The sequence below is a fragment of the Janthinobacterium saanense genome (genome assembly GCF_014200675.1).
Lineage (GTDB): Bacteria > Pseudomonadota > Gammaproteobacteria > Burkholderiales > Burkholderiaceae_D > Janthinobacterium.
On sequence record NZ_JACHCI010000026.1, the window covers coordinates 53402 to 78414 of the forward strand.

Annotated in this window: 23 protein-coding genes, 2 tRNA genes and 1 pseudogene; 14 read left to right on the forward strand and 12 right to left on the reverse strand. The window is 61.4% G+C overall.

Annotation, left to right across the window (positions count from 1 at the left end; translation table 11 throughout):
• The first annotated feature begins 5 nt into the window (after positions 1 to 5).
• Positions 6 to 2699, forward strand: a complete 2694-nt coding sequence (gene mgtA, locus HDE72_RS24995) for a magnesium-translocating P-type ATPase (protein ID WP_183747568.1) — start codon at positions 6 to 8, stop codon at positions 2697 to 2699.
• Between the two features lie 25 nt (positions 2700 to 2724).
• Here mgtA and HDE72_RS25000 read toward each other — a convergent pair whose 3' ends face one another.
• From HDE72_RS25000 to HDE72_RS25025, 6 genes are all read right to left on the reverse strand, one after another.
• Positions 2725 to 2928 carry a hypothetical protein gene (locus tag HDE72_RS25000; protein WP_183747571.1) on the reverse strand — a complete coding sequence of 68 codons (204 nt, stop codon included), beginning with the start codon at positions 2926 to 2928 and terminating at the stop codon, positions 2725 to 2727.
• A gap of 91 nt (positions 2929 to 3019) precedes the next feature.
• The gene (gene xerD, locus HDE72_RS25005) at positions 3020 to 3937 is read right to left on the reverse strand and encodes a site-specific tyrosine recombinase XerD (protein ID WP_183747574.1); all 918 of its coding nucleotides are present in this window, start codon (positions 3935 to 3937) and stop codon (positions 3020 to 3022) included.
• The gene (locus HDE72_RS25010; RefSeq protein ID WP_183747576.1) at positions 3934 to 4434 is read right to left on the reverse strand and encodes a methylated-DNA--[protein]-cysteine S-methyltransferase; all 501 of its coding nucleotides are present in this window, start codon (positions 4432 to 4434) and stop codon (positions 3934 to 3936) included. Before HDE72_RS25010 ends, xerD begins: the two co-directional genes overlap by 4 nt.
• 427 nt (positions 4435 to 4861) lie before the next feature.
• Positions 4862 to 6142 carry a TRAP transporter large permease gene (locus tag HDE72_RS25015; RefSeq protein WP_183747579.1) on the reverse strand — a complete coding sequence of 427 codons (1281 nt, stop codon included), beginning with the start codon at positions 6140 to 6142 and terminating at the stop codon, positions 4862 to 4864.
• Positions 6139 to 6711 (reverse strand): TRAP transporter small permease, encoded by a 573-nt coding sequence (locus HDE72_RS25020; protein WP_183675223.1) that lies wholly within the window; start codon positions 6709 to 6711, stop codon positions 6139 to 6141. Before HDE72_RS25020 ends, HDE72_RS25015 begins: the two co-directional genes overlap by 4 nt.
• A 116-nt stretch (positions 6712 to 6827) precedes the next feature.
• On the reverse strand, positions 6828 to 7832 hold the full coding sequence (locus tag HDE72_RS25025; RefSeq protein WP_183747582.1) for a TRAP transporter substrate-binding protein: 1005 nt from the start codon (positions 7830 to 7832) through the stop codon (positions 6828 to 6830).
• 135 nt (positions 7833 to 7967) lie between these two features.
• Between HDE72_RS25025 and HDE72_RS25030 the strand changes: the two genes are divergently transcribed.
• Together HDE72_RS25030 and HDE72_RS25035 are read left to right on the forward strand one after the other, a co-directional pair.
• The gene (locus HDE72_RS25030) at positions 7968 to 10007 is read left to right on the forward strand and encodes a PAS domain S-box protein (protein ID WP_260176909.1); all 2040 of its coding nucleotides are present in this window, start codon (positions 7968 to 7970) and stop codon (positions 10005 to 10007) included.
• A gap of 11 nt (positions 10008 to 10018) precedes the next feature.
• Positions 10019 to 10603 (forward strand): response regulator transcription factor, encoded by a 585-nt coding sequence (locus HDE72_RS25035; RefSeq protein WP_183747585.1) that lies wholly within the window; start codon positions 10019 to 10021, stop codon positions 10601 to 10603.
• 106 nt (positions 10604 to 10709) lie between these two features.
• Here HDE72_RS25035 and HDE72_RS25040 read toward each other — a convergent pair whose 3' ends face one another.
• Positions 10710 to 11534: a siderophore-interacting protein gene (locus HDE72_RS25040; RefSeq protein ID WP_183747588.1), complete on the reverse strand. Its 825-nt coding sequence runs from the start codon at positions 11532 to 11534 to the stop codon at positions 10710 to 10712.
• A 28-nt stretch (positions 11535 to 11562) separates the two neighbouring features.
• On the reverse strand, positions 11563 to 12222 hold the full coding sequence (locus HDE72_RS25045; RefSeq protein WP_183747592.1) for a PadR family transcriptional regulator: 660 nt from the start codon (positions 12220 to 12222) through the stop codon (positions 11563 to 11565).
• Positions 12223 to 12357: 135 nt separating this feature from the next.
• Between HDE72_RS25045 and HDE72_RS25050 the strand changes: the two genes are divergently transcribed.
• Positions 12358 to 12735, forward strand: coding sequence for a DUF3052 family protein (locus HDE72_RS25050; protein ID WP_183747595.1), 378 nt, complete (start codon positions 12358 to 12360; stop codon positions 12733 to 12735).
• Between the two features lie 3 nt (positions 12736 to 12738).
• Here the strand turns inward: HDE72_RS25050 and queG are convergent, their stop codons facing one another.
• Positions 12739 to 13830, reverse strand: coding sequence for a tRNA epoxyqueuosine(34) reductase QueG (gene queG, locus HDE72_RS25055; protein ID WP_183747598.1), 1092 nt, complete (start codon positions 13828 to 13830; stop codon positions 12739 to 12741).
• A 98-nt stretch (positions 13831 to 13928) separates the two neighbouring features.
• On the opposite strand from queG, the gene tsaE reads away from it, so the two are divergent.
• Genes tsaE through HDE72_RS25070 form a run of 3 tightly spaced genes read left to right on the forward strand, consistent with a single transcriptional unit; the run spans position 13929 to position 16644 of the window.
• Complete coding sequence (gene tsaE / locus HDE72_RS25060) at positions 13929 to 14417, forward strand: tRNA (adenosine(37)-N6)-threonylcarbamoyltransferase complex ATPase subunit type 1 TsaE (RefSeq protein WP_183747612.1); 489 nt, start codon at positions 13929 to 13931, stop codon at positions 14415 to 14417.
• Entirely contained in the window at positions 14381 to 15778 is a 1398-nt protein-coding gene (locus tag HDE72_RS25065) for an N-acetylmuramoyl-L-alanine amidase (protein WP_183747615.1), read from the forward strand. Before tsaE ends, HDE72_RS25065 begins: the two co-directional genes overlap by 37 nt.
• Before the next feature lie 14 nt (positions 15779 to 15792).
• Positions 15793 to 16644 (forward strand): D-hexose-6-phosphate mutarotase, encoded by an 852-nt coding sequence (locus HDE72_RS25070; RefSeq protein WP_183747618.1) that lies wholly within the window; start codon positions 15793 to 15795, stop codon positions 16642 to 16644.
• Here HDE72_RS25070 and HDE72_RS25075 read toward each other — a convergent pair.
• The gene (locus HDE72_RS25075; protein WP_183747621.1) at positions 16641 to 17675 is read right to left on the reverse strand and encodes a carbonic anhydrase; all 1035 of its coding nucleotides are present in this window, start codon (positions 17673 to 17675) and stop codon (positions 16641 to 16643) included. The two genes, HDE72_RS25070 and HDE72_RS25075, sit on opposite strands and share 4 nt — an antisense overlap.
• Before the next feature lie 158 nt (positions 17676 to 17833).
• On the reverse strand, positions 17834 to 18484 hold the full coding sequence (locus tag HDE72_RS25080) for a VTT domain-containing protein (protein ID WP_183747623.1): 651 nt from the start codon (positions 18482 to 18484) through the stop codon (positions 17834 to 17836).
• A gap of 244 nt (positions 18485 to 18728) precedes the next feature.
• Here HDE72_RS25080 and HDE72_RS25085 point away from each other — a divergent pair, with 244 nt between their 5' ends.
• From HDE72_RS25085 to HDE72_RS25105, 5 genes are all read left to right on the forward strand, one after another.
• Positions 18729 to 19688, forward strand: a complete 960-nt coding sequence (locus HDE72_RS25085; protein ID WP_260176910.1) for a peptidylprolyl isomerase — start codon at positions 18729 to 18731, stop codon at positions 19686 to 19688.
• 119 nt (positions 19689 to 19807) lie between these two features.
• Complete coding sequence (mutL, locus tag HDE72_RS25090; protein WP_183747630.1) at positions 19808 to 21712, forward strand: DNA mismatch repair endonuclease MutL; 1905 nt, start codon at positions 19808 to 19810, stop codon at positions 21710 to 21712.
• 127 nt (positions 21713 to 21839) lie between these two features.
• The gene (gene miaA / locus HDE72_RS25095; RefSeq protein WP_183747633.1) at positions 21840 to 22790 is read left to right on the forward strand and encodes a tRNA (adenosine(37)-N6)-dimethylallyltransferase MiaA; all 951 of its coding nucleotides are present in this window, start codon (positions 21840 to 21842) and stop codon (positions 22788 to 22790) included.
• Positions 22791 to 22865: 75 nt separating this feature from the next.
• A tRNA-Met gene (locus tag HDE72_RS25100) sits at positions 22866 to 22942 on the forward strand.
• An 80-nt stretch (positions 22943 to 23022) separates the two neighbouring features.
• Positions 23023 to 23099, forward strand: a tRNA-Met gene (locus HDE72_RS25105).
• 77 nt (positions 23100 to 23176) lie between these two features.
• On the opposite strand, the gene HDE72_RS25110 is transcribed toward HDE72_RS25105, so the two are convergent.
• Positions 23177 to 24187: an MDR family NADP-dependent oxidoreductase gene (locus tag HDE72_RS25110; protein ID WP_183747636.1), complete on the reverse strand. Its 1011-nt coding sequence runs from the start codon at positions 24185 to 24187 to the stop codon at positions 23177 to 23179.
• Positions 24188 to 24480: 293 nt separating this feature from the next.
• On the opposite strand from HDE72_RS25110, the pseudogene HDE72_RS28115 reads away from it, so the two are divergent.
• Together HDE72_RS28115 and HDE72_RS27900 are read left to right on the forward strand one after the other, a co-directional pair.
• Positions 24481 to 24546: pseudogene (locus HDE72_RS28115) on the forward strand (hypothetical protein); the annotation flags it as partial.
• A 46-nt stretch (positions 24547 to 24592) separates the two neighbouring features.
• Positions 24593 to 24985 (forward strand): TonB-dependent receptor, encoded by a 393-nt coding sequence (locus HDE72_RS27900; RefSeq protein ID WP_183747639.1) that lies wholly within the window; start codon positions 24593 to 24595, stop codon positions 24983 to 24985.
• Positions 24986 to 25013 lie beyond the last annotated feature (28 nt).

Consider the following 25013-nt stretch of genomic DNA (forward strand, 5'->3'; position numbering starts at 1 on the left):
CTGCCATGATCAAACCGGGCCACCGCGCCTTTCCCCGTACCGTTTCGCGCTTGCTGGCCAACGATTTGCTGCGCGCGTCGCGGGCCGACGTGCCCGCCGTGATGGTGAGCTTGCGCAGCCGCGAAGAAGGCCTCAGTTCCAGCGAAGTGGCGGCGCTGCAGGCCCGCCACGGCAGCAACCAGGTGGCGCATGAACGGCCGCTGCCCTGGTGGCGCCAGCTGTGGCAAAGCTACCGCAATCCCTTCAACCTGCTGCTGTCGGTGCTGGCGGCCGTCTCGCTGCTGACCAGCGACGTGCGGGCCGCCGTCGTGATCGGCACCATGGTGGTGCTGTCGACCTTGCTGCGCTTTGGCGTCGAGCGCCGCTCGCATGGCGCGGCCCTGCGCCTGCAAGCCATGGTGGGCAACACGGCTACCGTGCTGCGGCGCGACCTGTCGCATGAGGCAGCCGACGATGCGCGCCGCTATTTCGAGGTGCAGTTGCACGGCCGCGATTCCAGCGCGCTGGAAGTACCCTTCATTGCGCTGGTGCCCGGTGAAATCGTGCTGCTGTCGGCCGGCGACATGATACCGGCCGACTGCCGCGTGCTGGCGGCCAAGGACTTGTTTGTCAGCCAGGCGGCGCTGACGGGCGAGTTTTTCCCGGTCGAGAAATTCGTCGACCGCCAGCGCTTTGCAGGTGACAATCCGCTGGAACTGGACAATCTGCTGTTCATGGGCACCACCGTGGTCTCGGGCACGGCCAGGGCGGTGGTGCTGACGACGGGCAGCCGCAGTTATTTCGGCGCCGTCGCCGCGCAGCTGAGCGAGCGGGGACGCGAGCCGACGGCCTTCCAGGCGGGCGTCAACAGCGTCAGCTGGCTGCTGATACGCTTTGCGCTGGTGCTGGCGCCCTTCGTTTTGCTGATCAATGGCGCCGCCCGTGGCGACTGGAGCGAAGCGTGCCTGTTCGCCCTGTCGGTGGCGGTCGGCCTGACGCCGGAAATGCTGCCCGTGATCGTCACGGCGGCACTGGCCCGTGGCGCGGCCATGCTGGCGCGCCACAAGGTCATCGTCAAGCGCCTGGACGCGATCCAGAACATGGGCGCCATGGACGTGCTGTGCCTGGATAAAACCGGCACCCTGACCCAGGATGCGCTGGTGGTGGCGCAGCACACGGATGCTTTCGGCGCCGACAGCGGCACCGTGCTGCGGCTGGCCTTTTTGAACAGCCATTTCCAGACCGGCCTGAAAAACCTGCTCGATACGGCGCTGCTGGCGCATATGCCGCCCGAAGTGGCGCAGGAACTGGCGCAGCGCTACCTCAAGATCGACGAGATTCCCTTTGATTTCCAGCGCCGCCGCATGTCGGTCATCGTCGGCGCAGCAGACAGCGACGATGAAGAAGCGCATCGTTTGATTTGCAAGGGCGCGCTGGAAGACGTGCTGTCCGCTTGCACCGCCGTGCGCCAGGGTAGCGACACGCTGTCGCTGGACAAGGCCGTGCTCGAGCGTTTGCTGCGCGTCACGCGCACCCTGGGCGAGCAAGGCTTGCGCGTGGTGGCGGTGGCTGAACGGGCCGTGCCGCGCACGCAAACTGCGTTTTCAAGGGACGATGAAGAGCAGCTGACACTGGTCGGTTATCTGGCCTTCCTCGACCCCGTCAAGACCAGCGCGGCGCAGGCGCTGGCGGCGTTGACGGCGCAGGGCGTGTCCCTGAAAATCCTCACGGGCGACAATGAACTGGTCACAGGAAAAGTGTGCCAGGAACTGGGCCTGGCCATGTGCGGCATGGTGCTGGGGCCGCAGATCGAACGGCTGGACGATGTGCAGCTGGCGGCAGTCGCCGCCCGCAACACCGTCTTTGCCCGCCTCACGCCGCTGCACAAGGAACGCCTGGTGCGCGCCCTGCGCGGCGATGGCCATATCGTCGGCTTCATCGGTGACGGCATCAATGACGCGGCGGCCCTGCGCACGGCCGATATCGGCATCTCGGTCGATACGGCCGTCGATGTGGCGCGCGACGCGGCCGACATCATCCTGCTCGACAAGGACTTGACGGTGCTGGCGGCCGGCGTGCGCGAAGGCCGCAAGACCTTCAGCAATATGCTGAAATACATACGCATGTCGGCCAGCTCCAACTTCGGCAATGTGTTTTCGGTGCTGGTGGCCAGCGCCTTTCTACCATTCCTGCCGATGCTGCCGCTGCATCTGCTGGTGCAAAACCTGCTGTACGACGTGTCGCAGGTGGCGATTCCGTTCGACCATGTCGATGAAGAATTGCTGACCAAGCCGCTGCAGTGGAATCCAACAGGCATAGGCCGCTTCATGCTCTACTTCGGTCCTTTGAGCTCGATCTTTGACTTGCTGACGTTTGCGCTGATGTGGTGGGTGTTTCACGCCAACACGCCGGCCAGCCAGGGCTTGTTCCAGTCGGGCTGGTTCGTGGTCGGGCTGCTGACGCAAGTGCTGGTGGTGCACCTGATCCGTACGCCAAAACTGTCTTTCTTTGACAGCGTGGCTTCCTGGCCGGTGCTGGCCATGACGGTGCTGATCATGGGCATCGGTATCTATTTACCGATGGGCCCCTTGGCGGGCTACTTCCAGCTGGTCGCGCTGCCGCTGGCCTACTTCCCGTGGCTGCTGGGAATACTGCTGTGCTACGTGGTGCTGGTGACAGCCTTGAAACGCTGGTATATCCGCCGCTACGGCTGGCGCTGAAGCGGCAGATGGTCAAGCCACATGCTTAGTCAGGCTGTGCCGGCGCTGCAGCGGCGTCGGCAGAGTCTGCCTCTGACTCGGACTCGGCATCATCTTCAGCATCGCCCTCGCCATCAGCCGGCTTGGGATTGTTTTTTGCTTCCAGCTTGCGTCGGGCTTTTTCTTCGGCCTTCTTCTTCTTTTCCAGCTCTTTTTGTCGTTTTTCGTATTGGAAATTGGTCTTGGCCATGAACTACCTCTTTAGTTTTTAAATGTAACAGATGAACGCATAAGCACATTATGACGCAACTTATGACGCAACTGCAGCAAACACTCCATTTTCAGCCACGGGGATGATGTTGCGCATGCAAAAGTTTCAAGCGTTCGCGCGCCACATGGGTATAAATTTGCGTGGTGGAAATATCTGAATGCCCGAGCAATAGTTGTACGACACGCAAGTCCGCGCCATGGTTCAGCAGATGCGTGGCAAACGCGTGGCGCAAGGTATGCGGCGACAGGGGCGCCGTAATCCCCGCCTGCAGCGCATGTTTCTTGATAACAACCCAGAACATTTGCCGCGTCATCGCACCGCCGCGCCGCGTCACGAACAGGGCGTCATCCATCTGCCCGTCGAGTATCACGCCACGTGCTTCCTTCAGGTAACGCTCTATCCACAGCCGCGCCTGCTCGCCAAACGGCACCAGCCGCGTCTTGCTGCCCTTGCCCGTGATGCGCAGCACGCCATCGTTCAGGCTCAGCTCAACCGATTTCAAGTCGACCAGTTCCGACACGCGCAAACCGCTCGCATACATCAGTTCGAGCATGGTGCGCTCGCGCAGTCCCAGCGGCGTGCTCACGTCGGGCGCGGCCAGCAGCGCTTCGACCTGCGCCTCGCTCAGGGTATGGACGAAACGGGGTGCTTGCTTGGCTGATACCATTTTCAGACAAGGATCGGCAGCGATGTGCTTTTGCCGCAGGGCCAGCTGGTAAAAACGCTTGAGCACGGACAAACGCCGGTTCGACGAAGTCGCCTTGCTTTCTTCGTGGCGGGCAGCGAAATAGGCTTCGATGTCGCTGGTGGACACTTCGTAGAGGCTGTCGCGCCCGGGCCGCGCCACTTCCAGCCAGCGCGCAAACAAGCGCATGTCGCGCCGGTAAGCATCGAGCGAGTTTTTCGACAAGCCGTCTTCCAGCCACAGGCTGTCACAGAATTCATCGATCAGTGTCACATTGTCGGGCGCCAGCAGGGCATTCATCATGAATAAGCCTCCACGCCCTCATGGGCCAGTAGCCAGCGCTTCACGCCCAAATGAAATCCATTGCCATCGTCGTGGTTGGCAAAACCGCCCAGGCCGCCAGCCGCCGTGACCCGGTGGCAAGGGATTACCAGCGGAAACCAGTTGGCGCCGCATGCCTGGCCCACGGCGCGCGGCGCCGAGCCGATCAAACGGGCCACGTCGCCATAGGTGCGCACCTGGCCGCGTGGAATCGACGCAATCGCTGCCCACACGCGCTGCTGATAAGCGCTGCCCACCGGCGCCAGCGCCAAGTCGAAACGATAGGCAGGATCGGCAAAATAGCGGCTCAGTTGTTCAGCGGCGCGCTCTGCGACGGCGTCCTGCGCCTCTTTTTCGTGGAAGTGGGGCGGCAGGTAAACCAGTTCGCGCAGCAAGCCCGCCTCGGTGCGCACGCCCACGGCGCCGAAAGGCGCGGCGACAATCGCGCTGAACAGTTCGCTACCCTGTTGTTTTTTCATGAACTTTTTAGTATGGCAAAGTGTGTGGTAAATAAGCAACTTAAGCATCAAAAATGTGCGTCAACACAATTATGCACGCTAGTTGCGGGTGCGGGCGAGCAGTTGCACAGGCGAAAAAAAAGCGCACCAGACGGTGCGCTTCAAGTAATGCTTCACGTTCCCGGTCGTTTGGGTCCGCCGGTGTCAGCTCGTGGCCGCAGACAGCTATGACTCAACAACTTCTGTGAAACGTGTGTCTCCTCAATATATCCCCGGTATCAATACCGTTGTTATAGACCACTCCCCCACCAACTCTGCCACTAATTCTGTAAGACCACCTTGCTACCAGTACGCATATCGATATGCAGGCACCCCGACAAGGCTGCCCATCATAACGTATTTAACCGACGGGATCGATTTTTTTTGCGCCATGATGGGGCGTAGCGTTTTAGCCATAGATCAAGTTAGGCAACCAGAGCGAGATTTGTGGCACGTAAGTCACAAGTCCCAGGAAGGCGAGCATCGTCAGCAGCCATGGCATGACAGCCACGGTCAGCTCGGAAATACCCATCTTGGTGATGCCCGAGGCCACATACAGGTTCAAGCCCACCGGCGGATGGCACATGCCCACTTCCATGTTGACCACGATCAGGATGCCGAAGTGCACGGGATCGATGCCCAGCTTCATGGCCACAGGGAACAAAATCGGCGCCATGATCAGTACGATAGACGACGGTTCCATGATGTTACCGGCCAATAGCAGCAAGACGTTCACCACCAGCAGGAAGCTGATCACGCCCAGGCCCTTGCCCGTGATCCATTCCGCCATCGCTTGCGGGATGTTTTCACTGGTCATCAGGAAAGAGAACAGCACGGCGTTGGTGATGATGTACAACAACATGGCCGACATCGAGGCGGAATCGAGCAGCACCTTGCCCACTTGCTTGATCTTCAAGTCTTTATACACAAACACGGCGATGAAGAAGGCGTACACCGCAGCCATGGCAGCCGCTTCGGTCGGCGTGAAGACGCCCGAATAGATGCCGCCCATGACGATGACGATCAGCAACAGGCCCCAGACGCTCTTCTTGAAGGTCACGAAACGCTCGCTCCAGCTGGCTTTTTTCATGCGTGGATAATTGTGCTTGCGCGCCAGGAACCAGGTGGTCAGGCCCAGCAGGATGGCCAGCATCAGTCCGGGAATCACGCCTGCCATGAACAGCTTGCCCACCGAGGTATTGGTCGAGACCGAATACATCACCATCACGATCGATGGCGGTATCAAGATGCCCAGTGCACCCGAGGTGGTGATCACGCCGGCGCCGAAAGCGCGCGGATAACCTTGCTTGACCATCGCCGGCAGAATGATGGAACCGATCGCCACCACGGTGGCAGGGCTGGAGCCGGACACGGCAGCAAACAGGGCGCACGCCATCACGCCGGCCAGCGCCAGGCCGCCATGCCAGTGGCCGACCATCGAGCTGGCGAAATTGATCATGCGCCTGGCCACCCCGCCATGCGTGAGGAAGTTACCGGCCAAAATAAAGAAGGGAATCGCCATGATCTCGAATTTTTCGATGCCCGTGAAAATCTTCAGGGCCACCGATTCGATGGGCACATTGGTCATGGTGAACAAAAAGGTCAGTACCGTCAGACCCAGTGAAATCGAAATCGGCATGCCGGTCAGCATCAGCGCCAGCAGCAGGACAAAAATAATCAGCGCGTTCATGGCTTGGCTCCTTTTTCTTCCGCCGTCAATTCTTCGTCCAGTCCTTCGACGTGCGAATGGTCATGTTTCGGCAAATCGCCGGTCTTGATGAAGTGCACCATCACTTGCATGAAGCGGAAGCACATCAGGTAGGAACCCAGCGGCACGGCCAGGTAGACCAGCCACATGGGAATTTCCATGTCGGCCGAGGTCTGGTCGGTGTGGCCGATGGACCAGACAAAGCTGGCGCCCAGGGTGCCCACGATGCCCGTAAACAAGGCGCCTGCGCCCAGTCCCAGGATCACGAAACGGTGGCGCCAGCGCGGATTCATGCGGTTGATCAATACGTCGACGCCCACGTGGATGCCGGTGCGCACGCCATAGGCGGCGCCGAACTTGGCCATCCAGACGAACATATAGATGCACAATTCCTGTGCCCAGCTGGTGTTGATCTGGATCAGGTAGTCTTGCAGACCCGGTATCGGCAAGCCCGCCAGGTAGCGGTGCACGACCGCCAGGAAAATGATGAAAGTGGCTGCGCCCATCAGGGACGCAATCAGCCACTCCTCGAGATGATCAAGGAATTTCATGGTGAAATGCTTTCGAAAAAGGGAGATCAGCGCGACCGCGACAAAAGCAGACGCGCACGGCAAAGCCGGACTGCCTGCCGCCAGGGCAGGTGCAGTCCGCTAGCACACAGTGCCTATTACTTCGCGCTTTCCTTGTTGATCGCCGAAATCAGCTCTTTGCCGATACGGCTTTCCATGGTTTTTTGCACAGGCGCCATGGCTTTGCGCCATTCGGCCTGCTCTTGCACGGTCAGGGTATAAACCTGGGTCTTGCCGGTTTTCTTGATGGCCTCGAGCGCCTGGTCGTTATCGCGCTGGGCGATGGCTTTTTCAAACGTGGTGGCGTCGCGCATGGCTTGTTCCAGCTGGCCACGGATATCGGCGGGCAAGCCATCCCAGAACTTCTTGTTGACGATCACGGCGTAGCCCAGGTAACCGTGGTTGGAGACGGTCACGTGCTTTTGCACTTCGTTCATCTTCTGCGTGTACATATTCGATGGCGGATTTTCCGTGCCATCGACCACGCCCGTTTGCAGGGCCTGATACACTTCCGAAAACGCCAGTACTTGCGGATTGGCGCCCAGCGCGCGCATTTGCGCGTCCAGTACCTTGGACGACTGGATGCGCATTTTCAAGCCCTTGAAGTCGGCTGGATGATGCAGCGGCTTGTTGGCCGACATCACCTTGAAACCGTTATCCCAGTAAGCCAGGCCGGTGATGCCTTTGGGCTCCAGCTTTTTCAGCAAGCCCTTGCCGATTTCGCCTTCGGTGACGTTGTACAGCGCCGTCTTGGTCGGGAAAATATAAGGCAGATCGAATGCTTCGAATTCTTTCACGCCCAGCGGACCGAACTTGGCCAGCGAGGGCGCCAGCATTTGCACGGCACCCAGTTGCAAGGCTTCCAGTTCTTCCTTGTCCTTGTACAACTGGCTGTTCGGATACACTTCGATCTTGACCTTGCCATTCGTGGCTTTCTCGGCCAGCATCTTGAAGCGCTCGGCGGCCTGGCCTTTCGGCGTGTCCGTCGCCACGACATGGCTGAACTTGATGACGATAGGGGCTTGTGCCTGAGCCTGGGCGTATGCGCCGGCGGTAACGCCGATGGCCGCGCACAGCGCGACGAGCATGGTTTTCATTTTCATTACTGTCTCCTGATGGTTTTATGGTTATGAAATACTTTATTATTTGTCTACACCGATAGTGTTCTAAAGAAACTGCACAAGCTATTGTGGTTAACCACAATAGCTGCGACCCGAGAAAGCGCTACCCTGCCCGCCATGACGACCCCGCCCACCTTAGCGCGCCGCCTGCAATTATCCAGCCCCATGCGCTGGCTGGTGCCGGTGATCCTGCTGCTGCTGTTCCTTGCTGTTCTCTTCTGGCTGCCCTGGCAGGCGCGCCAGATGGAAAGCAATGAGCGCCAGGAACAGCTGATCGCCGATACCCTGTGGGTGGAGCAGACCATCCGCTTCCAGCTGGCGCGCAACGAGGAAAGCCTCTACAACCTGGGCGGCGATATCGCCACCGGCACCCTGCCGGAAGCGCGCGTGCATGAACGGCTGCAGCAAATGCTGCGCAACGGGCGCGAACTGCAGCGCGTGATCTGGATCGACACGCATGGCACGGTGCAGGCGTCGAGCGACAATACGATTTCGCAGGAAACGCATTTTTCCGCCCTGTCGCTGACGGCCGGCGACAATGCGCGCCGCCTGCACCGGGGCCAGTATGCGCAGCCATCCCAGCAAAGCGGCTTTCCCGACGCGCCGCCCGGCGCCATGCTGATGGATTACCACCAGCCCCTGTTCCATGGCCAGCACTATGTGGGCAGCCTGGTGGCCACCTACCAGATCAGCAGCCTGCTCGACGAAATGGTGCCATGGTGGTTCGCCCAGGACAACCAGATTTCGCTGATCGACCGCGATGACAAGGTACTGGCGCGGCGCGCGGCGGCAGGTCCCGGCCACGGCGTGTACACGCACAAGCGCGCGCTCGACGTGCCCGGCGCTACCCTGATCTTGTTTACCGACAGCGTAAAAAGCCAGCCCAAGCTGCTACCCAACCTGCTGGTCGGCTCCGTCATCGCCCTGTCGCTGGGCCTGTTATGGAGCTTGCTGGCCCTGTGGCGCCATATCTCGCGCCGCCTGACGGCCGAAGGCGCGCTGCGCCAGCAGATGCTGTTCCGCACGGCGATGGAAAATTCGCTGGTGACGGGCATGCGCGCGCGCGACCTGGAAGGCCGCGTCACCTATGTCAACCCGGCCTTTTGCCAGATGGTCGGGTATCCGCCCGAGGAAGTGCTCGGTCATTTGCCGCCCATGCCCTACTGGCCGCAAGAAGCGATGGAAGAATACCAGCAGCGCTTCGTCAAGGCGCTGGCCGACAACACCACCCCGCAATCGGAAACCTATTTTCTGCGCGCCGACGGCGCCCGCCTGCCGGTGCTGATCTTCGAAGCGCCGCTGGTCGATAAAAATGGCAAGCAGACCGGCTGGATGGGTTCCGTGCTCGATATCTCGGACCGCAAGCAGGTCGAGGAATTGAACCGCCAGCAGCAGGAAAAGCTACAAACCAGTTCGCGCCTGGCCACCATGGGCGAACTGGCCTCGATGCTGGCGCATGAACTGAACCAGCCGCTGGCGGCCATTTCCAGCTATACGACCGGGGCGCTGAACCTGATACGCCGCGCCATCGATGGCGGCAAACCGGTCGATCCCGTGACCTTGCGCCCGGCACTGGAACAGGCCAGCGCGCAGGCGCAGCGGGCCGGCCAGATCATCCGCAGCGTGCACGATTTCGTGCGCAAGAGCGAGCCGCAGCGCCAGGACGTGGCCATCCGCAAGCTGCTCGACGGCATCCGCGTGCTGATCGACCTGCAGGCGCGCAAATACTATGTGACCATCCAGGAAGAGATTCCCCGCGACCTGCCACTGCTGTGGGCCGATCCGGTGATGATCGAGCAGGTGCTGCTGAACCTGACGCGCAACGCCATCGAGGCAATGCAGGACGCGGCGCCCGGACGGCGTATCATGCGCCTGCGGGCCAGCTATGACGCACAGCAGGAAATGGTGACGGTGGACGTGATCGACATGGGCCACGGCATCGAACCTGCAGTGGCGGAGCGGCTGTTTTCGCCGTTTTTCTCGACCAAAGCCGAAGGCATGGGCATGGGATTGAATATCTGCCGCACCGCCATCGAGTTTCACGGCGGCGCGCTGACCTTCAGCGCCAACCCGGCCGGCGGCACCATCTTTACCTTCAGCGTGCCGGCCGTGCCGCGCGCGCCGCAATCAACAACCGCAACAATATCAAGACAGTAACCGGAGAGCCCATGCTGCATATCATCGACGACGAAGAAGTAGTGCGCGATTCCCTGTCCTGGCTGGCCGCCTCGCGCAGCATCGAGGCCCACAGCTACGCCAGCGCGCAGCAATTTCTCGATAGCCTCGACGGCAGCTTCGACGAAGCAGGCGACTGCGTGCTGCTCGACGTGCGCATGCCCGAGATGAACGGCATCGCCCTGTTCGACCAGCTGGTCAAACGGGACCTGACGGCGCGCCTGCCCGTGATTTTCCTCACCGGCCACGGCGACGTGCCAATGGCTGTCGACAGCCTGAAACGCGGCGCCTTCGATTTTTTTGAAAAGCCGTTCAACGACAACGACCTGATGGACCGCGTGCAGCAAGGCCTGGCCAACTCGCGCCAGGCCGGCGAACTGGCCGCCGTGCACGCGCGCCTGGCCACCCTGTCCACGCGCGAACGCGAAGTGCTGGACCTGATTTTGGCGGGCAAGATGAACAAGGTGGTGGCCGACAAACTGGGCATCAGCATGCGCACCGTGGAAGTCCACCGCGCGCATATCTTTGACAAGATGCAGGTCAAGACGGCGGTGGAGCTGGCGGGGTTATTGAAGTAGTGAAACCAAGATTAGTCCGCGGCTAGAAAACGTTCAGGGCAAGGCGCGCGTCCGCAGACAGTACGCTAGTACGGCAAGGACGCGCAACGCCGCCATGGACGTTTTCTCAATCATCGTGATTTTGATGGTGTTCGGCTGAACCATGCTTCCAATAACTGGCCACATGCATATGCTGCTTCGGCAGTCCCGCCGCCAGCAGATAACGGCGCAAGTCCTGCACCTGGCCCAGTTCTGTCGCCACCCAGGCGTAACCATCGCCATCGTTCGGCAAGGCTACCTGGCGCAGGGCGTCGAGCAGCAAGGGACCGCTGCGGCCGTTGCGCGGCACCCAGCGCACTTCGCACTGCGCCTCGCTGTCGAGCGTGATCTGTTCGCCATCTTCGGCAATCTCGATGACCGCGATGGCGCACGCGCCGGCCGGTAACTGCTCCAGGCGGCGGGCAATCGCCGGCAAGGCCGTCTGGTCGCCCACCAATACATACCAGTCAAAATCGAGCGGCACCAGCAGCGAGCCGCGCGGACCGCCCACGCCCAGCGTCTGGCCCGGCCTGGCCTGTTCCGCCCAGGTCGATGCGGGCCCGTCGCCATGCAGCACGAAGTCGATTTCCAGCTCGCGCCGTTCGGCGTCATAGCGGCGCGGCGTGTAGTTGCGTGCAATCGGGCGCGCCCCTTCCGGATACTCGATAGCATTGGCGCCATTGCCCAGCATCGGGAATACCGGCGTTTCCTGGCCCGGCGCAGGGAAAAACAGTTTGACGTGGTCGTCGTGCGCGGGCGAGACAAAGCCTTCCAGGTCGTCGCCCGCCAGGGTGATGCGGCGCATATGGGCCGTCAGATGTTCGGTGCGCACGACAGTCAGCACGCGCAGTTTCAAGTCATGCCGCACGCGTTCGATGGCGTGCGGGTGCGATGGGGTAGTGGCATTACTCATCTTGGATGATCCTTTTATCAGAATGAATTCAGTGCCCGTCGATGATCTGATTGGCAGCTTGCTCCAGCACGGCCGCCACCCGTTCGGCTTCCGCTACGGTCCAATTGGCCTTGTTCAGCATCAGCGCGTGTTTCAAGGTATGCATGGCTTCGCGCACGCGTTCGGGCGCTGACTGTTTCGCCTGGATGCGGGCAAACATGTCGAGGCGGGCCAGGATGCCATCGATCTGCACGCGGTTTTCCGCGATGTAGGTGCGTCCCAGCTCGGTGATCGTGTAGAGCTTCTTGCCGCTGGCGCTTTCGGCCGCCGTCACGTAGTCCTGCTCTTCCAGCAAGGTCAAGGTCGGATAGACTGCGCCAGGGCTGGGAGCATAGGCGCCGCCGCAACGCTCTTCGATGGCCTTGATGATTTCATAACCGTGGCGCGGGCTCAGTTCAATCAGCGCCAGCACGATCAAGGGCAGGTCGCCACGGCCGAAGACGCGTTCGGGCCGTTCGCCGCGCCCTCGTCCACCTGGGCCGCCGGGACCGCCGTAGCCCATGCCGTCGCGCTCGTCGACACCGCGCGGACCGCGGCCGTGCATGCTGTAGTAATGCCCACTTTCGTGCTCATGTTCGCCGCGATGGTGGTGGGGATGATGATGCTCATGGCCGCAATGGCCGTATTCTGTGTGGCGTGAGTTTCTCATGTTTGCTCTTTAAAGATATATCGTTAGTAGGTGTCTGTATACTATATCGATATATCGATAAGTCAAGCGGATTTTTGTGGCAGGCGTACATGGCCTTTGCTATGCTGGGCTTTTCACCCTCCACGACACGCAGCCATGCCGGAAAAAACCGTCCTTGAAAAAATGTATGTAAAAAATGCCACGGCGCTGGCCGTGCTCAATGACGCTGGCGACCATGCGTCCCTGCTGGCGCAGCTGCCGCCGGAAAGGCGTGTCGATGAAGGGAGCAACGCGGACTGGCTGCTGCTGTTTGCCCGCAACCGCCTTGAGCTGGAACGTTATCTGCCGCAGGCGCAAGCACGCCTGGCGCCGGGCGGCGCCATCTGGGTGGCCTACCGCAAGGGAGGCCTCAAGGCGGGCAGCGATATCCATCGCGACGCTATCGGCGAGTATGCGCAAAGCCTGGGTTTGGATAGCGTGGCGATGATCGCCATTGACCTGGAATGGTCGGCGCTGCGCTTGAAGCAGGTATAAAAATCAGACGGCGCCGTGCAGCGCCAGCGCCCACTCGATATGTTCGCGCACCATGGCCGACGGATGCTCACGGCGCGATAGCAGCGCGGCGACGATGTCCGATTGTCCACGGGCCTTGACCGCCGCATTGCCCATGCCGACGGCCAGGTTGCGCAGCCAGCGTTCGTGGCCGATGCGGCGGATGGCGCTGCCTTCCATGCGGCGGTTGAACTCTTCTTCCGTCCAGGCGAACAGCTCCACCATGCCGGCGCTGCCCAGGCTGTGGCGCTCGTCGAAGTCAGGCACCACCGCGCGCTGGGCAAACTTGTTCCACGGGCAGATGGTCTGGCAATCGTCGCAGCCATACACCTTGTTGCCGATCAGCGGGCGCATCTCGACGGGTATGGCGCCCTTCAATTCGATGGTCAGATAGGAAATACAGCGGCGCGCATCGAGCTTGTGCGGCGCCAGGATCGCCTGCGTGGGGCAGACCTGGATGCAGGCCGAGCACTGGCCGCAGTGCGGCGTTTCCGGCGGGTCCACCGGCAGCGGCACGTCGATCAGGATCTCGCCGAGGAAAAAGAAGGAGCCGCCCTGGCGGTTGATCAGCAAGGTATGCTTGCCGCGCCAGCCCAGGCCCGCCTTTTGCGCCAGTTCCACTTCCATCACGGGCGCCGAATCGCTGAACACGCGGTAGCCGAAGTCGCCGATCTCGCCCTTGATGCGTTCGGCCAGCTGCTGCAGGCGCGAGCGCATCACCTTGTGATAGTCGCGGCCACGCGCATACACGGAAATCACGGCCGCCGACGGATCCTCATCACGCGCTTTTTCACGCGCGCGCCAGTCGTCCCCCATCGCCGATGGCAGATAATTCATGCGGGCGCTGATGGCGCGCACCGTGCCCGGCACCAGTTCGGCCGGGCGCGCACGCTTCATGCCATGGCTGGCCATGTAATCCATCTCACCGTGATACCCTGCATCGAGCCAAGCCTGCAGCGGCGCTTCCATGTGGGCCAGGTCCACATCGGCGATGCGCACCTCGGCAAACCCCAGCTCACGCCCCCATAACTTGATGGAGCGCGCCAGGGTATCGAGATCGGTGACGGTGGCAGGCATGGGAATTATCGAAGGAGCAGATAGGAAGTTAAGCGAAACGGCAGGGACGCAGGCGGTTACAATGACACGAGCCTCTATTTTATGCGATACCGAAGACCATGACCGAACACTTCAAAGCACATCTCCATGACGAAGCCGGCACGGCCGCGCTGGGAGCAGCACTGGCGCGCGCATTGTCGCCTGGCCTGGCGATCTATCTGCACGGCGACCTGGGCGCCGGCAAGACGGCCCTCACGCGCGCCCTGCTGCATGCGGCCGGCCACACGGGCCACGTAAAAAGCCCCACCTATACCTTGTCAGAACCCTACTCGGTGCAGCTCGACGGGCAAACCGTGCAAGTGATCCATTTCGACCTGTACCGCATGGGCAGTGCCGAGGAATTTCTCGACGCGGGCTTCCGCGAAGACTTCAATGGCCACAATATCTGTATCGTCGAATGGCCGGAGAAAGCCGAACCTATCTTGCCGCCTGCCGATTTGAATATATATTTGAGCGTTGCCGGGACGGGACGTGATGTAGAATTGCAGGCGTCTTCTGAATTGGGTCTGTCATGCCTCCACCGTCTCAAATTCGCCCCGAACCTTTGATTACCTCGCCGATCACGCGGCGCACGGTACTCAAGGCTGGCGGCACCCTGCTGTTGTCCGTCTTCACGCCGCTGCCAGCGATGGCGGCACAGATCCTCGCCGTGCGCGTCTGGCCGGCGGCCGACTATACCCGCGTCACGCTGGAAAACGACAGCATCCTGAAGGCTACCCACTTCATCGTGAAAGATCCGGAGCGCCTCGTCATCGACATCGAGGGCCTGGAACTCAATCCCACGCTGAAAGGCCTGGTGGCGAAGATCCAGTCGAACGACCCGTACATCAAGCAGGTGCGCGTGGGCCAGAACCGGCCCAATGTGGTGCGCCTGGTATTCGACCTGAAAGAAGAAGTCCGGCCACAGCTGTTTACGCTGCCGCCGGCCGGCTCCTACAACCATCGTCTGATCTTCGACCTGTATCCGGTGCAGGAGCCGGACCTGATCGCGCAAATGATCGAAAAGGGCGACTGGTCCAGCGATCCGGCCAAGCCACCCATGGCTGACACGCGTACGCCGCCGCCTGCGCTGCCTCTGCCCGAGAGCGGCAAGCCGCCCGTGGCCGTGGCGCCGCCACCAGAAATCCGTCCGGACGTGCGGCCCGACCTGCGCCCGGAACAGCGCCCCGAAGCACGCCCACTGCCAGGCCAGAAAGTGGTGCGCCTGATTACCATCGCGCTCGACCCTGGTCACGGTGGCGAAGATCCGGGCGCTACCGGCAGCCGTGGCAGCCGCGAAAAAGACATCGTGCTGTCGATTGCCAAGCGCCTCAAGTCCAAGCTGGAAATGCAGCCGAACATGCGCGTCATGCTCACGCGCGACGCCGACTTCTTCGTGCCGCTGGGCATGCGGGTGGAAAAGGCACGCAAGGTGCAGGCCGACCTGTTCGTCTCCATCCACGCCGACGCCTTCATCCAGCCGAGCGCACGCGGCTCGTCCGTTTTCGTGCTGTCCGAAAAAGGCGCCACCTCGTCGGCGGCGCGCTGGATGGCCAACAAGGAAAACCAGGCCGACCTGATTGGCGGCGTCAACGTCAAGAACCACGACCAGCAACTGGCCAGCGTGCTGCTGGACCTGTCGACGACGGCACAAATCAACGACAGCATGAAGCTCGGTTCTGCCGTGCTGCGTGAAATCGGCGGCATCAACCGCCTGCACAAGGGTTCCGTCGAACAGGCCGGCTTCGCCGTGCTCAAAGCGCCGGATATCCCGTCCATCCTGATCGAGACAGCCTTCATCTCCAACCCGGAAGAAGAAGCCAAGCTGACCGACAATGCCTACCAGGACCAGCTGGCCGACGCCATCGTCACCGGCATCAAGAATTATTTTGCCAAGAATCCGCCGCTGGCGAAGAGCCGCTCGACCTGATACGAAAGCCCAGCATGAGTAACACGACTATCTTCGGCCAATTGCCGGCCGTGACCATCCGCGCCGGCGATGGCGCCGAGGCGACCGTGACCCTGTACGGCGGCCACCTGGTGTCGTGGCGCACGGCCGATGGCCAAGAGCGTCTGTTTTGCAGCCGCGATTCCGCCCTCGATGGCAGCCGCGCCATCCGTGGCGGCGTGCCCGTGATCTTTCCCCAGTTTGGCGCGCGCGGCAATGGCATGCGCCACGGCTTTGCGCGCGTGTCGACCTGGCAGGCGGGTGAGCACGGCGTGGACGATGGCGTGCACGATGGCGCTGCGTTTGCCGAATTCATCCTGCACCATACCGACCTGCCCGAAGCCATCGCCACCGCCTGGCCCTACTCCTTCACGCTGCGCCTGCGCGTAGCAGTGCACGCACAAAAGCTGGAACTGAGTTTAACCGTGCACAACACGGGCGAACAGGCCTTCCCGTTTTCGGCCGCCCTGCACAGCTATTACAAAATCGATCAATTGAGCGCAGCGCGCATCGAGGGCTTGCAGCATGTGCGTTATTCCGACGACACGCCGCAAGACGCCCTGCAAGCTGAAGACAGCCTGCAGTTCGCAGATAAACTGGACCGTATCTATTACCAGCTGCCCGGTCCCTTGACCCTGCATGCAGGCGCTTCGACCTTGCAGATGACGCAGCAGGGCTTTACGGACGCCGTCGTGTGGAACCCCGGTGCGCAAGACACGGCTGCCCTGCCCGACCTGGCCGACGACGAATACCCGCACTTCATCTGCATCGAGCCAGCGCTGATACAGCCGGATTTGCTGGCCGCTGGCGCACAGTGGAACGGGCGCCAGCAGCTTGAATTTATCTAATTCGACTCTTTGATAATCCGGCCATTGGACGGTTGAATCGGCCGCGCGTTCAGCGGATACAGGCGGCTGAACAGCGCCATCTGCGCCGCCGATGCCTGCACCGGCTGCTTCATCACCAGCCACAGCACGTTTTCGCTGCAGGGCGGCTCGGTCATCGATCCCATGAAGGTGTAGTAGTCGCGCCGCTCGGGCAGCAGGTTGGCCGGGTCGAGCAGAATCGACGGGCTCACCGTATCGAATTTTTCCAGCGGCAGGTTATTCCACACGGTCTGGATGGTCGGCTGCGGCTCGCCACGTTCCAGCAGCAGGGCCAGGATGGCCAGCCGGCCTTCCGCATCGCGGTGCACCAGGTGCACCACCATTTCAAAACCCTTGCCATTGATGCGCTCTTCCGACGGACGGTGGAAGTGGAATTGCTGCAGCTCGTACATGCGGTTCTGCACCGTGATGTAATTGCCGCTGCCGACGCTCACCTGCACCGTATGGCCATTGTCGACCACGTTGAACGATGAGGGATGGTAGTCAAAGCTGATACGTTCCAGATCCACCTTCATGCCATCGCGGATATCGATAGGCGACTGGCGATTACCGGTGCTGCACTTGTTCCAGTCCACATTGATCTTGCTCCAGTTGGCCGGGCCGCTATCGCCTTCGTACGACCAATGGGTGCCACGCGCCACTGGCGGCGGCGGTGGCGGCGCTGCTTTCACCACGGCGGCCCGCCTGGCCCGGGCTGCTGCGCGCGCGGCCTGGGTGGCGCGCATTTCTGCCAGGCGCGCCGCGATGCGTTCGGACAGATCGACTTCGGACGCTTCTTCCTTGTCGCGCGAAGTGGCCGCCACAGTCACGGGCGGCTTGCCTTTCACCGATTCGGTCAGGGTTTTCACGGCAGCGGCACGGGCGGACGCCGACACGGGCACGCTGGCCGGTGTCGATGCGGCAGACGAGTCGGACGCGGGGGCATCTTTGGCGCTTGCCATGGCCGCCATGGCGGCGAGGCTGCAAGCTAACAGGGCGCTCAAGTGTCGCATGGAAATCCAGAAAGTAAGAATACCCTCTGGTTTACGGCTGGAAAGCAACAAAACTTGAATCAGCGGTGTAGCAAGGCGGGATCAGCGGAAGGGGAAACCCATCCAGGGCAGGCTGCAGGCGGCGCTGCGGCGCATGGCCCTGGATGGCTGAAGCAGAATTACGCCGCGCGGTCCGTCATTTTCTTGTAGAGTTTCCAGATGGCGCCCAGCGCCACAGGCACCACGGCGGCGCCAACACCGATCAGCACAATGATGGTCAGGTGGTCGCGTATCCACGGGATATTGCCGAAGAAGTAGCCAGCCGTCACCAGGCCCACCACCCACAGCAGGGCGCCCGTGATGTTATACATCTGGAAGCGCGCATGGGTCATGTCGGAAATACCGGCCACGAAGGGGGCAAAAGTACGCACCACCGGCACGAAACGGGCCAGGATAATCGTCTTGCCGCCATGCTTTTCAAAGAAGTCATGCGTGCGGCGCATGGCGTCCTTGTTGATCCAGCGGTAATCGTGGGTGAAGACCCGATGTCCGATGGCCTCGCCTATCCAGTAATTCAGCGTATTGCCGGTGATGGCGGCGGTGACCAGCAGCGCGATCAGCAAGCCCAGGTGCATCTGTCCGGTCGCGCAAAAGGCGCCGGCGATAAATAATAAAGTGTCCCCAGGAAAGAAAAACAGCACCACCAGGCCTGTTTCGCAAAAAATAATGGCAAAAAGCACGGCATATACCAAGGTGCCATACTGTTCAATCAAGATGCCCAGCGTCTTGTCGACATGGACGATCATGTCAAGAAATTGCACTAAATCCATTTGTTTTTTCCCTAAAGGTAGCGGCGGAATCATACACCACCGGACACACGCGACGGCAGTCTGGGGGCTGATATTTTGTGATTAATTTTGCAGCGCCCCTGAGCATCTGTTATTTGCCTTGCCATTTTAAGTAAAGGTTAAGGAAAGACCAGCATCCGCATGCTGCGGAGCATTTCCTCCGAAACATTGTCATTCCGGTATACACTTTCCATCTGGCGCAAACGGCGCCCATTGGAGACCCTCTATGGCATCAAGCATGTACCGGCATACACTGAATAGTTTGCCGCTGGCGCTCGCACTGGCCTTGCCTTCCATCGCAGTCCAGGCTGGCCCCGCGCCAAAGCCACGCATCGCCGCACCGGCAGAATTGGCAGCAGTCACCACCGTGGGCGACGTGATCAAGGCTTCGACACCATCGGACTGGCGTCCACTGGACCCGAACAACACCCTGTACCTGGATATTCCTTCTGGCCGGGTAGTGCTGGAACTGGCGCCCGACTTCGCGCCCAGACACGTGGCCAATATCAAGGCGCTGGTCGCCGAACACTATTACGACGGCCTGGCCATCACGCGCGCGCAAGACAACTGGGTGGTGCAATGGGGCGACCCCGATGAAAAGAAGCCGAAAGCCATCCTGCATGCGCAGCGCACCCTGCCCGGCGAATTCACCGTGCCCATCAAAAACGTGAAAAGCTTCACGCGCCTGCCCGACGCGGATGGCTATGCGCCGCAAGTGGGCTACTCGAACGGTTTTCCTTCCGCGCGCGACCCGCAAAGCGGCACGGCCTGGCTGACGCACTGTTATGGCACCGTGGGAGTGGGCCGTGACAATGGCAGCGATAGCGGCGGCGGCACCGAACTGTACGCCGTCATCGGCCAGTCGCCGCGCCACCTGGACCGCGACATCACCGTGGTCGGCCGGGTCGTCTCCGGCATGCCTTTGCTGTCAACCCTGCCGCGCGGCACGGCGGCGATGGGCTTTTACGACAGCCTTGAAAAAAACGTGCCGATCAAATCGATACGCCTGGCCGCCGACGTGCCGCCCGAGCAGCGCAGCAATCTGGAAGTGATGCGCACCGACAGCGCCGCCTACCAGGCCGTGCTGGAAGCCCAGCGCAACCGGGGCGGCCCGTGGAGCAAGGTCAAGGCCGGCCATGTCGATGTGTGCAATGCACCGATACCGGTGCGGGAAATCAAGCAATAAGACAGACTACAACAAACCCGCAAAGCAGATTCCGGGGTCGTACCCTCAGGGTACGACCCCAGCCTTTCGCTGGGTTTCGTAGTCACTCTCTCGCCTGCGACCCCGGTTATAATCACCGCATGAACGCGCCCATTACCCCCCACCGTCCGATCCAGGCCCTGCCTGACCAGCTGATTTCGCAAATCGCCGCCGGCGAGGTGGTGGAGCGGCCGTCTGCCGTGGTCAAGGAATTGCTGGAAAACGCGCTCGACTCGGGCGCCACGCAGATCACGGTGCGGCTGGAAGAAGGGGGCGTCAAGCGCATCGCGATTACCGACAACGGGCGCGGCATCGCCCAGGATCAGCTGCCGCTGGCCCTGGCGCGCCACGCCACGTCGAAGATCGCTTCCCTGAACGACCTGGAAAACGTGGGCACGCTGGGCTTTCGCGGCGAAGCGCTGGCCTCGATCGCCTCGGTAGCCGCCGTCACCTTGACGTCACGCACGGCGGACGCCGCGCACGCCTGGGAAATCGTCGGCTCCCACCTTGGCAACGTGGCGCCTTCATCTGGCGCGCCAGGCACCACGGTCGATGTGCAAGACCTGTATTTCAACACGCCCGCGCGGCGCAAATTCCTCAAGTCCGAACAGACCGAATACGGCCATTGCGCCGAAGTGGTGCGCCGCATTGCGCTGGCGCGGCCCGACGTATCATTCTCGCTGTCGCACAATGGCCGCACCATCGACCAGTGGAATATCAGCGAACTGGCCAAGCGCAGCGCCCATATCCTGGGCAATGAATTCGCCGAAGCGCGCCTGGCGCTGGATGAATCGGCCGGCACCTTGCGCCTGCATGGCTTTGCCGGCTTGCCGACCGCCTCCAAGGCGCGTGCCGATGGCCAGTTCTTTTATGTCAATGGCCGCTTCGTGCGTGACAAGCTGCTGGTGCATGCCGTGCGCATGGCGTATCAAGACGTGCTGCATGGCGACCGCTTCCCATCGTATGTGCTGGCGCTCGACCTCGACCCGGCGCTGGTGGACGTCAACGTCCACCCATCGAAGATCGAAGTGCGCTTCCGCGACAGCCGCTCGGTGCACCAGTTCGTGTTCCACGCGGTGCAGCGCGCGCTGGCGCAAACCTCGGCCACCGCCTTCGGCAGCGTGCCTGCGCCCTTGCCGGCCGCAGCCAGCCTGGGCGGCGATAGCGCCGGTGGCCCCGGCATCTGGCGCCGCGAACAGACGCAGACCTCGTTCGGTGCGCAATTTACGAATACCTATGCGCCTGCAGCGGCTGGCGGCGGTGCACAGTCCTTCTTTGGCGAACTGCCAGGAGTGGCGCAAGACACGGCCGCGTATGGCGCGCTGTTTGGCGGCAGCGGCAGCATCGCCAACTCGCCCATCACGCAGGTCGAACCGTATATCGCCACGCCTGAAGCAATGGCGCGCGAAGAATATCCGCTGGGCTTTGCCCTGGCCCAGCTGCACGGTATTTATATCCTGGCGCAAAACACCAAAGGCCTGGTGCTGGTCGACATGCACGCGGCGCACGAGCGCATCTTGTATGAACAGCTGAAAAACGCGCTGCAGGCGCAGGTGTCGGGGCAGGACATGCAAGTGCAGTCGCTGCTGATCCCCGTCACGTTTTACGCGGACGCCATCGAAGTGTCGACCGCCAATGAAAACCAGGACACATTGACAGCGCTGGGCTTCGATATCGCCGCCCTGTCGCCTACCACCCTGGCCGTGCGCTCCGTGCCGACCCTGCTGAAAAACGCCGATGCGCAAACCCTGGCGCGCGACGTGCTGCGCGACGTGCGCGAATACGGCGGCTCGCGCGTGCTGATCGAGCGCCAGAACGAATTGCTGGGCACCCTCGCCTGCCACACGGCCGTGCGCGCCAACCGCATCCTGTCGGTGCAGGAAATGAACGCCCTGCTGCGCCAGATGGAAAGCACGGAACGCGCCGACCAGTGCAACCATGGCCGACCGACCTGGGTGCAGGTTGAAATCAACGCGCTAGATAAATTATTCTTACGCGGGCAATAAAAGAACCTGAAAAACGTCCATGGCGGCGTTGCACTGCCTCGCCGTACTCATCGTACTGCCTTCGGCAATGCGCCTTGCCCTGAACGTTTTATCAGGCTCTTTTTGCACCACATCATAAAAAATCAATATGCAAAACACTCAAAACCTCCCCCTGGCCGTCGCCATCATGGGTCCCACGGCCAGCGGCAAGACAGCCAGTGCGCTGGCGATTGCGCAGCAGATACCGTCCGAGATCATTTCCGTCGATTCGGCCCTGGTTTACCGGGGCATGGATATCGGCACGGCCAAGCCGTCGAAACAAGAACTGGCCCAGGTGCCCCATCATCTGATCGATATCATCGATCCGCTCGATGCCTATTCGGTGGCGCAGTTCCGCAACGATACCTTGCGCCTGGTGGCCGAGATCACGGCACGCGGCAAGTTGCCGCTGCTGGTAGGCGGCACCATGCTGTACTTCAAGGGCCTGGCCGATGGCCTCGACGACCTGCCGGGCGCCGATCCTGCACTGCGCGCCCGGCTGGAAGAAGACGCGGCCGCCATCGGCTGGCCCGCCATGCATGCGCGGCTCGCCGAACAAGATCCGGTGACGGCGGCCCGCCTGGCACCCAACGATGCGCAGCGCATCCAGCGCGCGCTGGAAATCATCGCCCTGTCCGGCCAGCCCATGTCGGCCCTGCTGGCCCTGCGCGAAAAAACCGAGCTGCCGTTTCAATTGCTGTCGTTCGCGCTGGAGCCGTCGGACCGCGCCGTACTGCATGCGCGCATCGCCACGCGTTTCGACCTCATGCTGAAAGACGACGCCCTGCTCGATGAAGTGGAACAATTGCGCCGCCGCGGCGATTTGCATCCGGGCTTGCCCTCGATGCGCTGCGTGGGCTACCGCCAGGCCTGGGATTATCTCGATGGCCGCATCGACCGCGCCACCCTGCGCGAAACAGGCATCATCGCCACGCGCCAGTTGGCGAAGCGTCAACTGACGTGGCTGCGCTCCATGCCGGAGCGCATCGTCATCGACTGCCTCGGCCCGGACCCGGCGAGCGCGATGCTGGCGCAAATTGAGCAGGCGCTGCAACACTAGCCACAAAAAAAGCATAAATTATTTTGCACCAGCATTGACAAGAAAAACGGAAGACTGGATAATGCTCGCCTGTCGGGTGATATAGCTCAGTTGGTTAGAGCACAGCATTCATAATGCTGGGGTCGGTGGTTCAAGTCCACCTATCACCACCAAAGAACAATCAGCAATGGCCCAGCGGCAGTTAAACTGGGCCATTGCTGTTTAACCAGCATCCGCTGACAGCGGTCTGTTTGGTGATATAGCTCAGTTGGTTAGAGCACAGCATTCATAATGCTGGGGTCGGTGGTTCAAGTCCACCTATCACCACCAAGATTCAGAAAAAATGGCCAGTCCCGAACTTCGGAACTGGCCATTTTTTTCGCCTGCCCGCAAGCCATGTGTAGCAACTACGCCACGCTGACGATCGCCTTGCCCGTATTGCCACCCTTGAGCATGGAAAGAAAAGCCGTCACGATCTGGTCAAAGCCATGGGTGATGGTTTCTTCCGCGCGCACTTTCCCGGCCTGGATATGCGGAATCAGAAAGGCTTCCAGCTCCTGCTGCACATGCCGGTAGTCGCGCACCAGGAAACCTTGCAGCACCAGGCTTTTGCCAACCACATCGAACAGGTTGTAAGGCGCCGCCGGTGGCTGCAGCGCGCTGTATTGCGCCACCGCCCCGATCAGTGCGGCGCGTCCGTAATCTTTCAAGGAAGCAATAGCCGCCTCCAGCTGCTCGCCACCCACATTATCGAGAAAAACATCGATGCCTTGCGGGATGATGGCCCGTAATTGCGCGCTCACCTGGCCGGGCTGATACACAAAAGCGTCCGTATATCCCAGGCGCTGCGTGAGGACCTCTGCCTTTTGCGCATTGCTGGTGCTGCCGACGATGCGTTTGGCGCCCAGCAAGGCCGCCAGCTGCGCGGCCGCCGAGCCGACGCCGCCAGCGGCGGCCGAGATATACAGCGATTCACCGGCCTGCAATTTGGCGATCCTGGTCAAAGCCACCCATGCCGTCAGGCCGGTGCCGCCCAAAATACTGAGCCAGGCAGTCAGCGGCACGCCCGGCGCCGGCGTTAGCACCCTGACCTCATCGGGCTTCAGTTGCGCATGCGTGCGCCAGCCCTGGCGATGAAACACCCAGTCGCCAGGCCGCAAGGCATCACTGCTGGACTGCAGCACACGGCCTATGGTGCGCCCTTCCAGTGGCGCATGCAGATCCCAGTCGCCATCCATGCATTCGCGCATATAGGGATCGACAGAAAAATGCACGTTTTCCACCAGCGCCTGTCCTTCGGCCAGCGACGGCAGTACTTCCTGCACAAAGTGGAAATGCTCCGGCAAAGGCTGGCCACGCGGACGGGACACTTGATGAACCAGCAAATTAACTTGCGGCGCTGCCGCTGACGTACTCACATTCAATCCCTTCCGGTATGGTGACACGGGAAATTGTACGAGCGGCCTGCCCTGCGCGATAAGGACTATTATCGGATAGTCATATGCGATAAATAAGAGACCAGGCACGCAACATCCGGTAGCCGACCCTGATTTTATGATTGTGGCAAAACGGCATCGGCGCTTAATCTGAGCACGACGGCCAGGCGGCGGCTGGACCGGGCGCGCCGGCAAGTGCTGGCGCGCAGCTATCTGGCGGGCGCTTCAGCTGGTACGACTTCGTCTGCGCCCAGCCAGACGGCTACCGCGACCAGACCAGCGCCACGGCCAAGTTCACGCCATCGGCGGCCCTGATCTACGCGCTCGATCCGCAATGGTCGGCCTACGCCAACTACGCCGACATCTTCACGCCGCAAACCAACCGTAATGTGGCGGGCCGGCTACACCCTGCCCGGCGATTGGGACAAGTTCAGCCTGGGCGGCGGCGTGAACCTGCAAAGCCACACGGTCGATTACACGCGCAGCTTCAACGTGGCCGGCTTTGCGATCTGGAATGCGCGGCTGGCCTGGCAAGCCACGCCGCAAGTGGCGCTGTCGGTCAACCTCAACAATGTGTTCGACAAACATTATGTGATTCCCGCCTATAACGATACGGGCGGCAATAATTATTTTGGCGACCCGCGCAATGTGCAGTTCACCCTGAAGTACACGCCGAAGTGGTCAACGCCATCGTCCAGAATCGGCATAGGGGGCAGCCGTGAAGGCCGCTCCCCTGCCACACCACCCGGCATGCGGGTCCGCACCGGGCGGTTCGAGTAGTTGAGGTCAAGACAGGCGCGGTACACCC

Excerpts from the sequence above, each read along its gene's own strand:
- mgtA (WP_183747568.1), top strand. The coding sequence starts at position 6 with ATGATCAAACCGGGCCACCGCGCCTTTCCCCGTACCGTTTCGCGCTTG.
- HDE72_RS25000 (WP_183747571.1), bottom strand. The coding sequence starts at position 2,928 with ATGGCCAAGACCAATTTCCAATACGAAAAACGACAAAAAGAGCTGGAA.
- xerD (WP_183747574.1), bottom strand. The coding sequence starts at position 3,937 with ATGATGAATGCCCTGCTGGCGCCCGACAATGTGACACTGATCGATGAA.
- HDE72_RS25010 (WP_183747576.1), bottom strand. The coding sequence starts at position 4,434 with ATGAAAAAACAACAGGGTAGCGAACTGTTCAGCGCGATTGTCGCCGCG.
- HDE72_RS25015 (WP_183747579.1), bottom strand. The coding sequence starts at position 6,142 with ATGAACGCGCTGATTATTTTTGTCCTGCTGCTGGCGCTGATGCTGACC.
- HDE72_RS25020 (WP_183675223.1), bottom strand. The coding sequence starts at position 6,711 with ATGAAATTCCTTGATCATCTCGAGGAGTGGCTGATTGCGTCCCTGATG.
- HDE72_RS25025 (WP_183747582.1), bottom strand. The coding sequence starts at position 7,832 with ATGAAAATGAAAACCATGCTCGTCGCGCTGTGCGCGGCCATCGGCGTT.
- HDE72_RS25030 (WP_260176909.1), top strand. The coding sequence starts at position 7,968 with ATGACGACCCCGCCCACCTTAGCGCGCCGCCTGCAATTATCCAGCCCC.
- HDE72_RS25035 (WP_183747585.1), top strand. The coding sequence starts at position 10,019 with ATGCTGCATATCATCGACGACGAAGAAGTAGTGCGCGATTCCCTGTCC.
- HDE72_RS25040 (WP_183747588.1), bottom strand. The coding sequence starts at position 11,534 with ATGAGTAATGCCACTACCCCATCGCACCCGCACGCCATCGAACGCGTG.
- HDE72_RS25045 (WP_183747592.1), bottom strand. The coding sequence starts at position 12,222 with ATGAGAAACTCACGCCACACAGAATACGGCCATTGCGGCCATGAGCAT.
- HDE72_RS25050 (WP_183747595.1), top strand. The coding sequence starts at position 12,358 with ATGCCGGAAAAAACCGTCCTTGAAAAAATGTATGTAAAAAATGCCACG.
- queG (WP_183747598.1), bottom strand. The coding sequence starts at position 13,830 with ATGCCTGCCACCGTCACCGATCTCGATACCCTGGCGCGCTCCATCAAG.
- tsaE (WP_183747612.1), top strand. The coding sequence starts at position 13,929 with ATGACCGAACACTTCAAAGCACATCTCCATGACGAAGCCGGCACGGCC.
- HDE72_RS25065 (WP_183747615.1), top strand. The coding sequence starts at position 14,381 with ATGCCTCCACCGTCTCAAATTCGCCCCGAACCTTTGATTACCTCGCCG.
- HDE72_RS25070 (WP_183747618.1), top strand. The coding sequence starts at position 15,793 with ATGAGTAACACGACTATCTTCGGCCAATTGCCGGCCGTGACCATCCGC.
- HDE72_RS25075 (WP_183747621.1), bottom strand. The coding sequence starts at position 17,675 with ATGCGACACTTGAGCGCCCTGTTAGCTTGCAGCCTCGCCGCCATGGCG.
- HDE72_RS25080 (WP_183747623.1), bottom strand. The coding sequence starts at position 18,484 with ATGGATTTAGTGCAATTTCTTGACATGATCGTCCATGTCGACAAGACG.
- HDE72_RS25085 (WP_260176910.1), top strand. The coding sequence starts at position 18,729 with ATGGCATCAAGCATGTACCGGCATACACTGAATAGTTTGCCGCTGGCG.
- mutL (WP_183747630.1), top strand. The coding sequence starts at position 19,808 with ATGAACGCGCCCATTACCCCCCACCGTCCGATCCAGGCCCTGCCTGAC.
- miaA (WP_183747633.1), top strand. The coding sequence starts at position 21,840 with ATGCAAAACACTCAAAACCTCCCCCTGGCCGTCGCCATCATGGGTCCC.
- HDE72_RS27900 (WP_183747639.1), top strand. The coding sequence starts at position 24,593 with ATGTGGCGGGCCGGCTACACCCTGCCCGGCGATTGGGACAAGTTCAGC.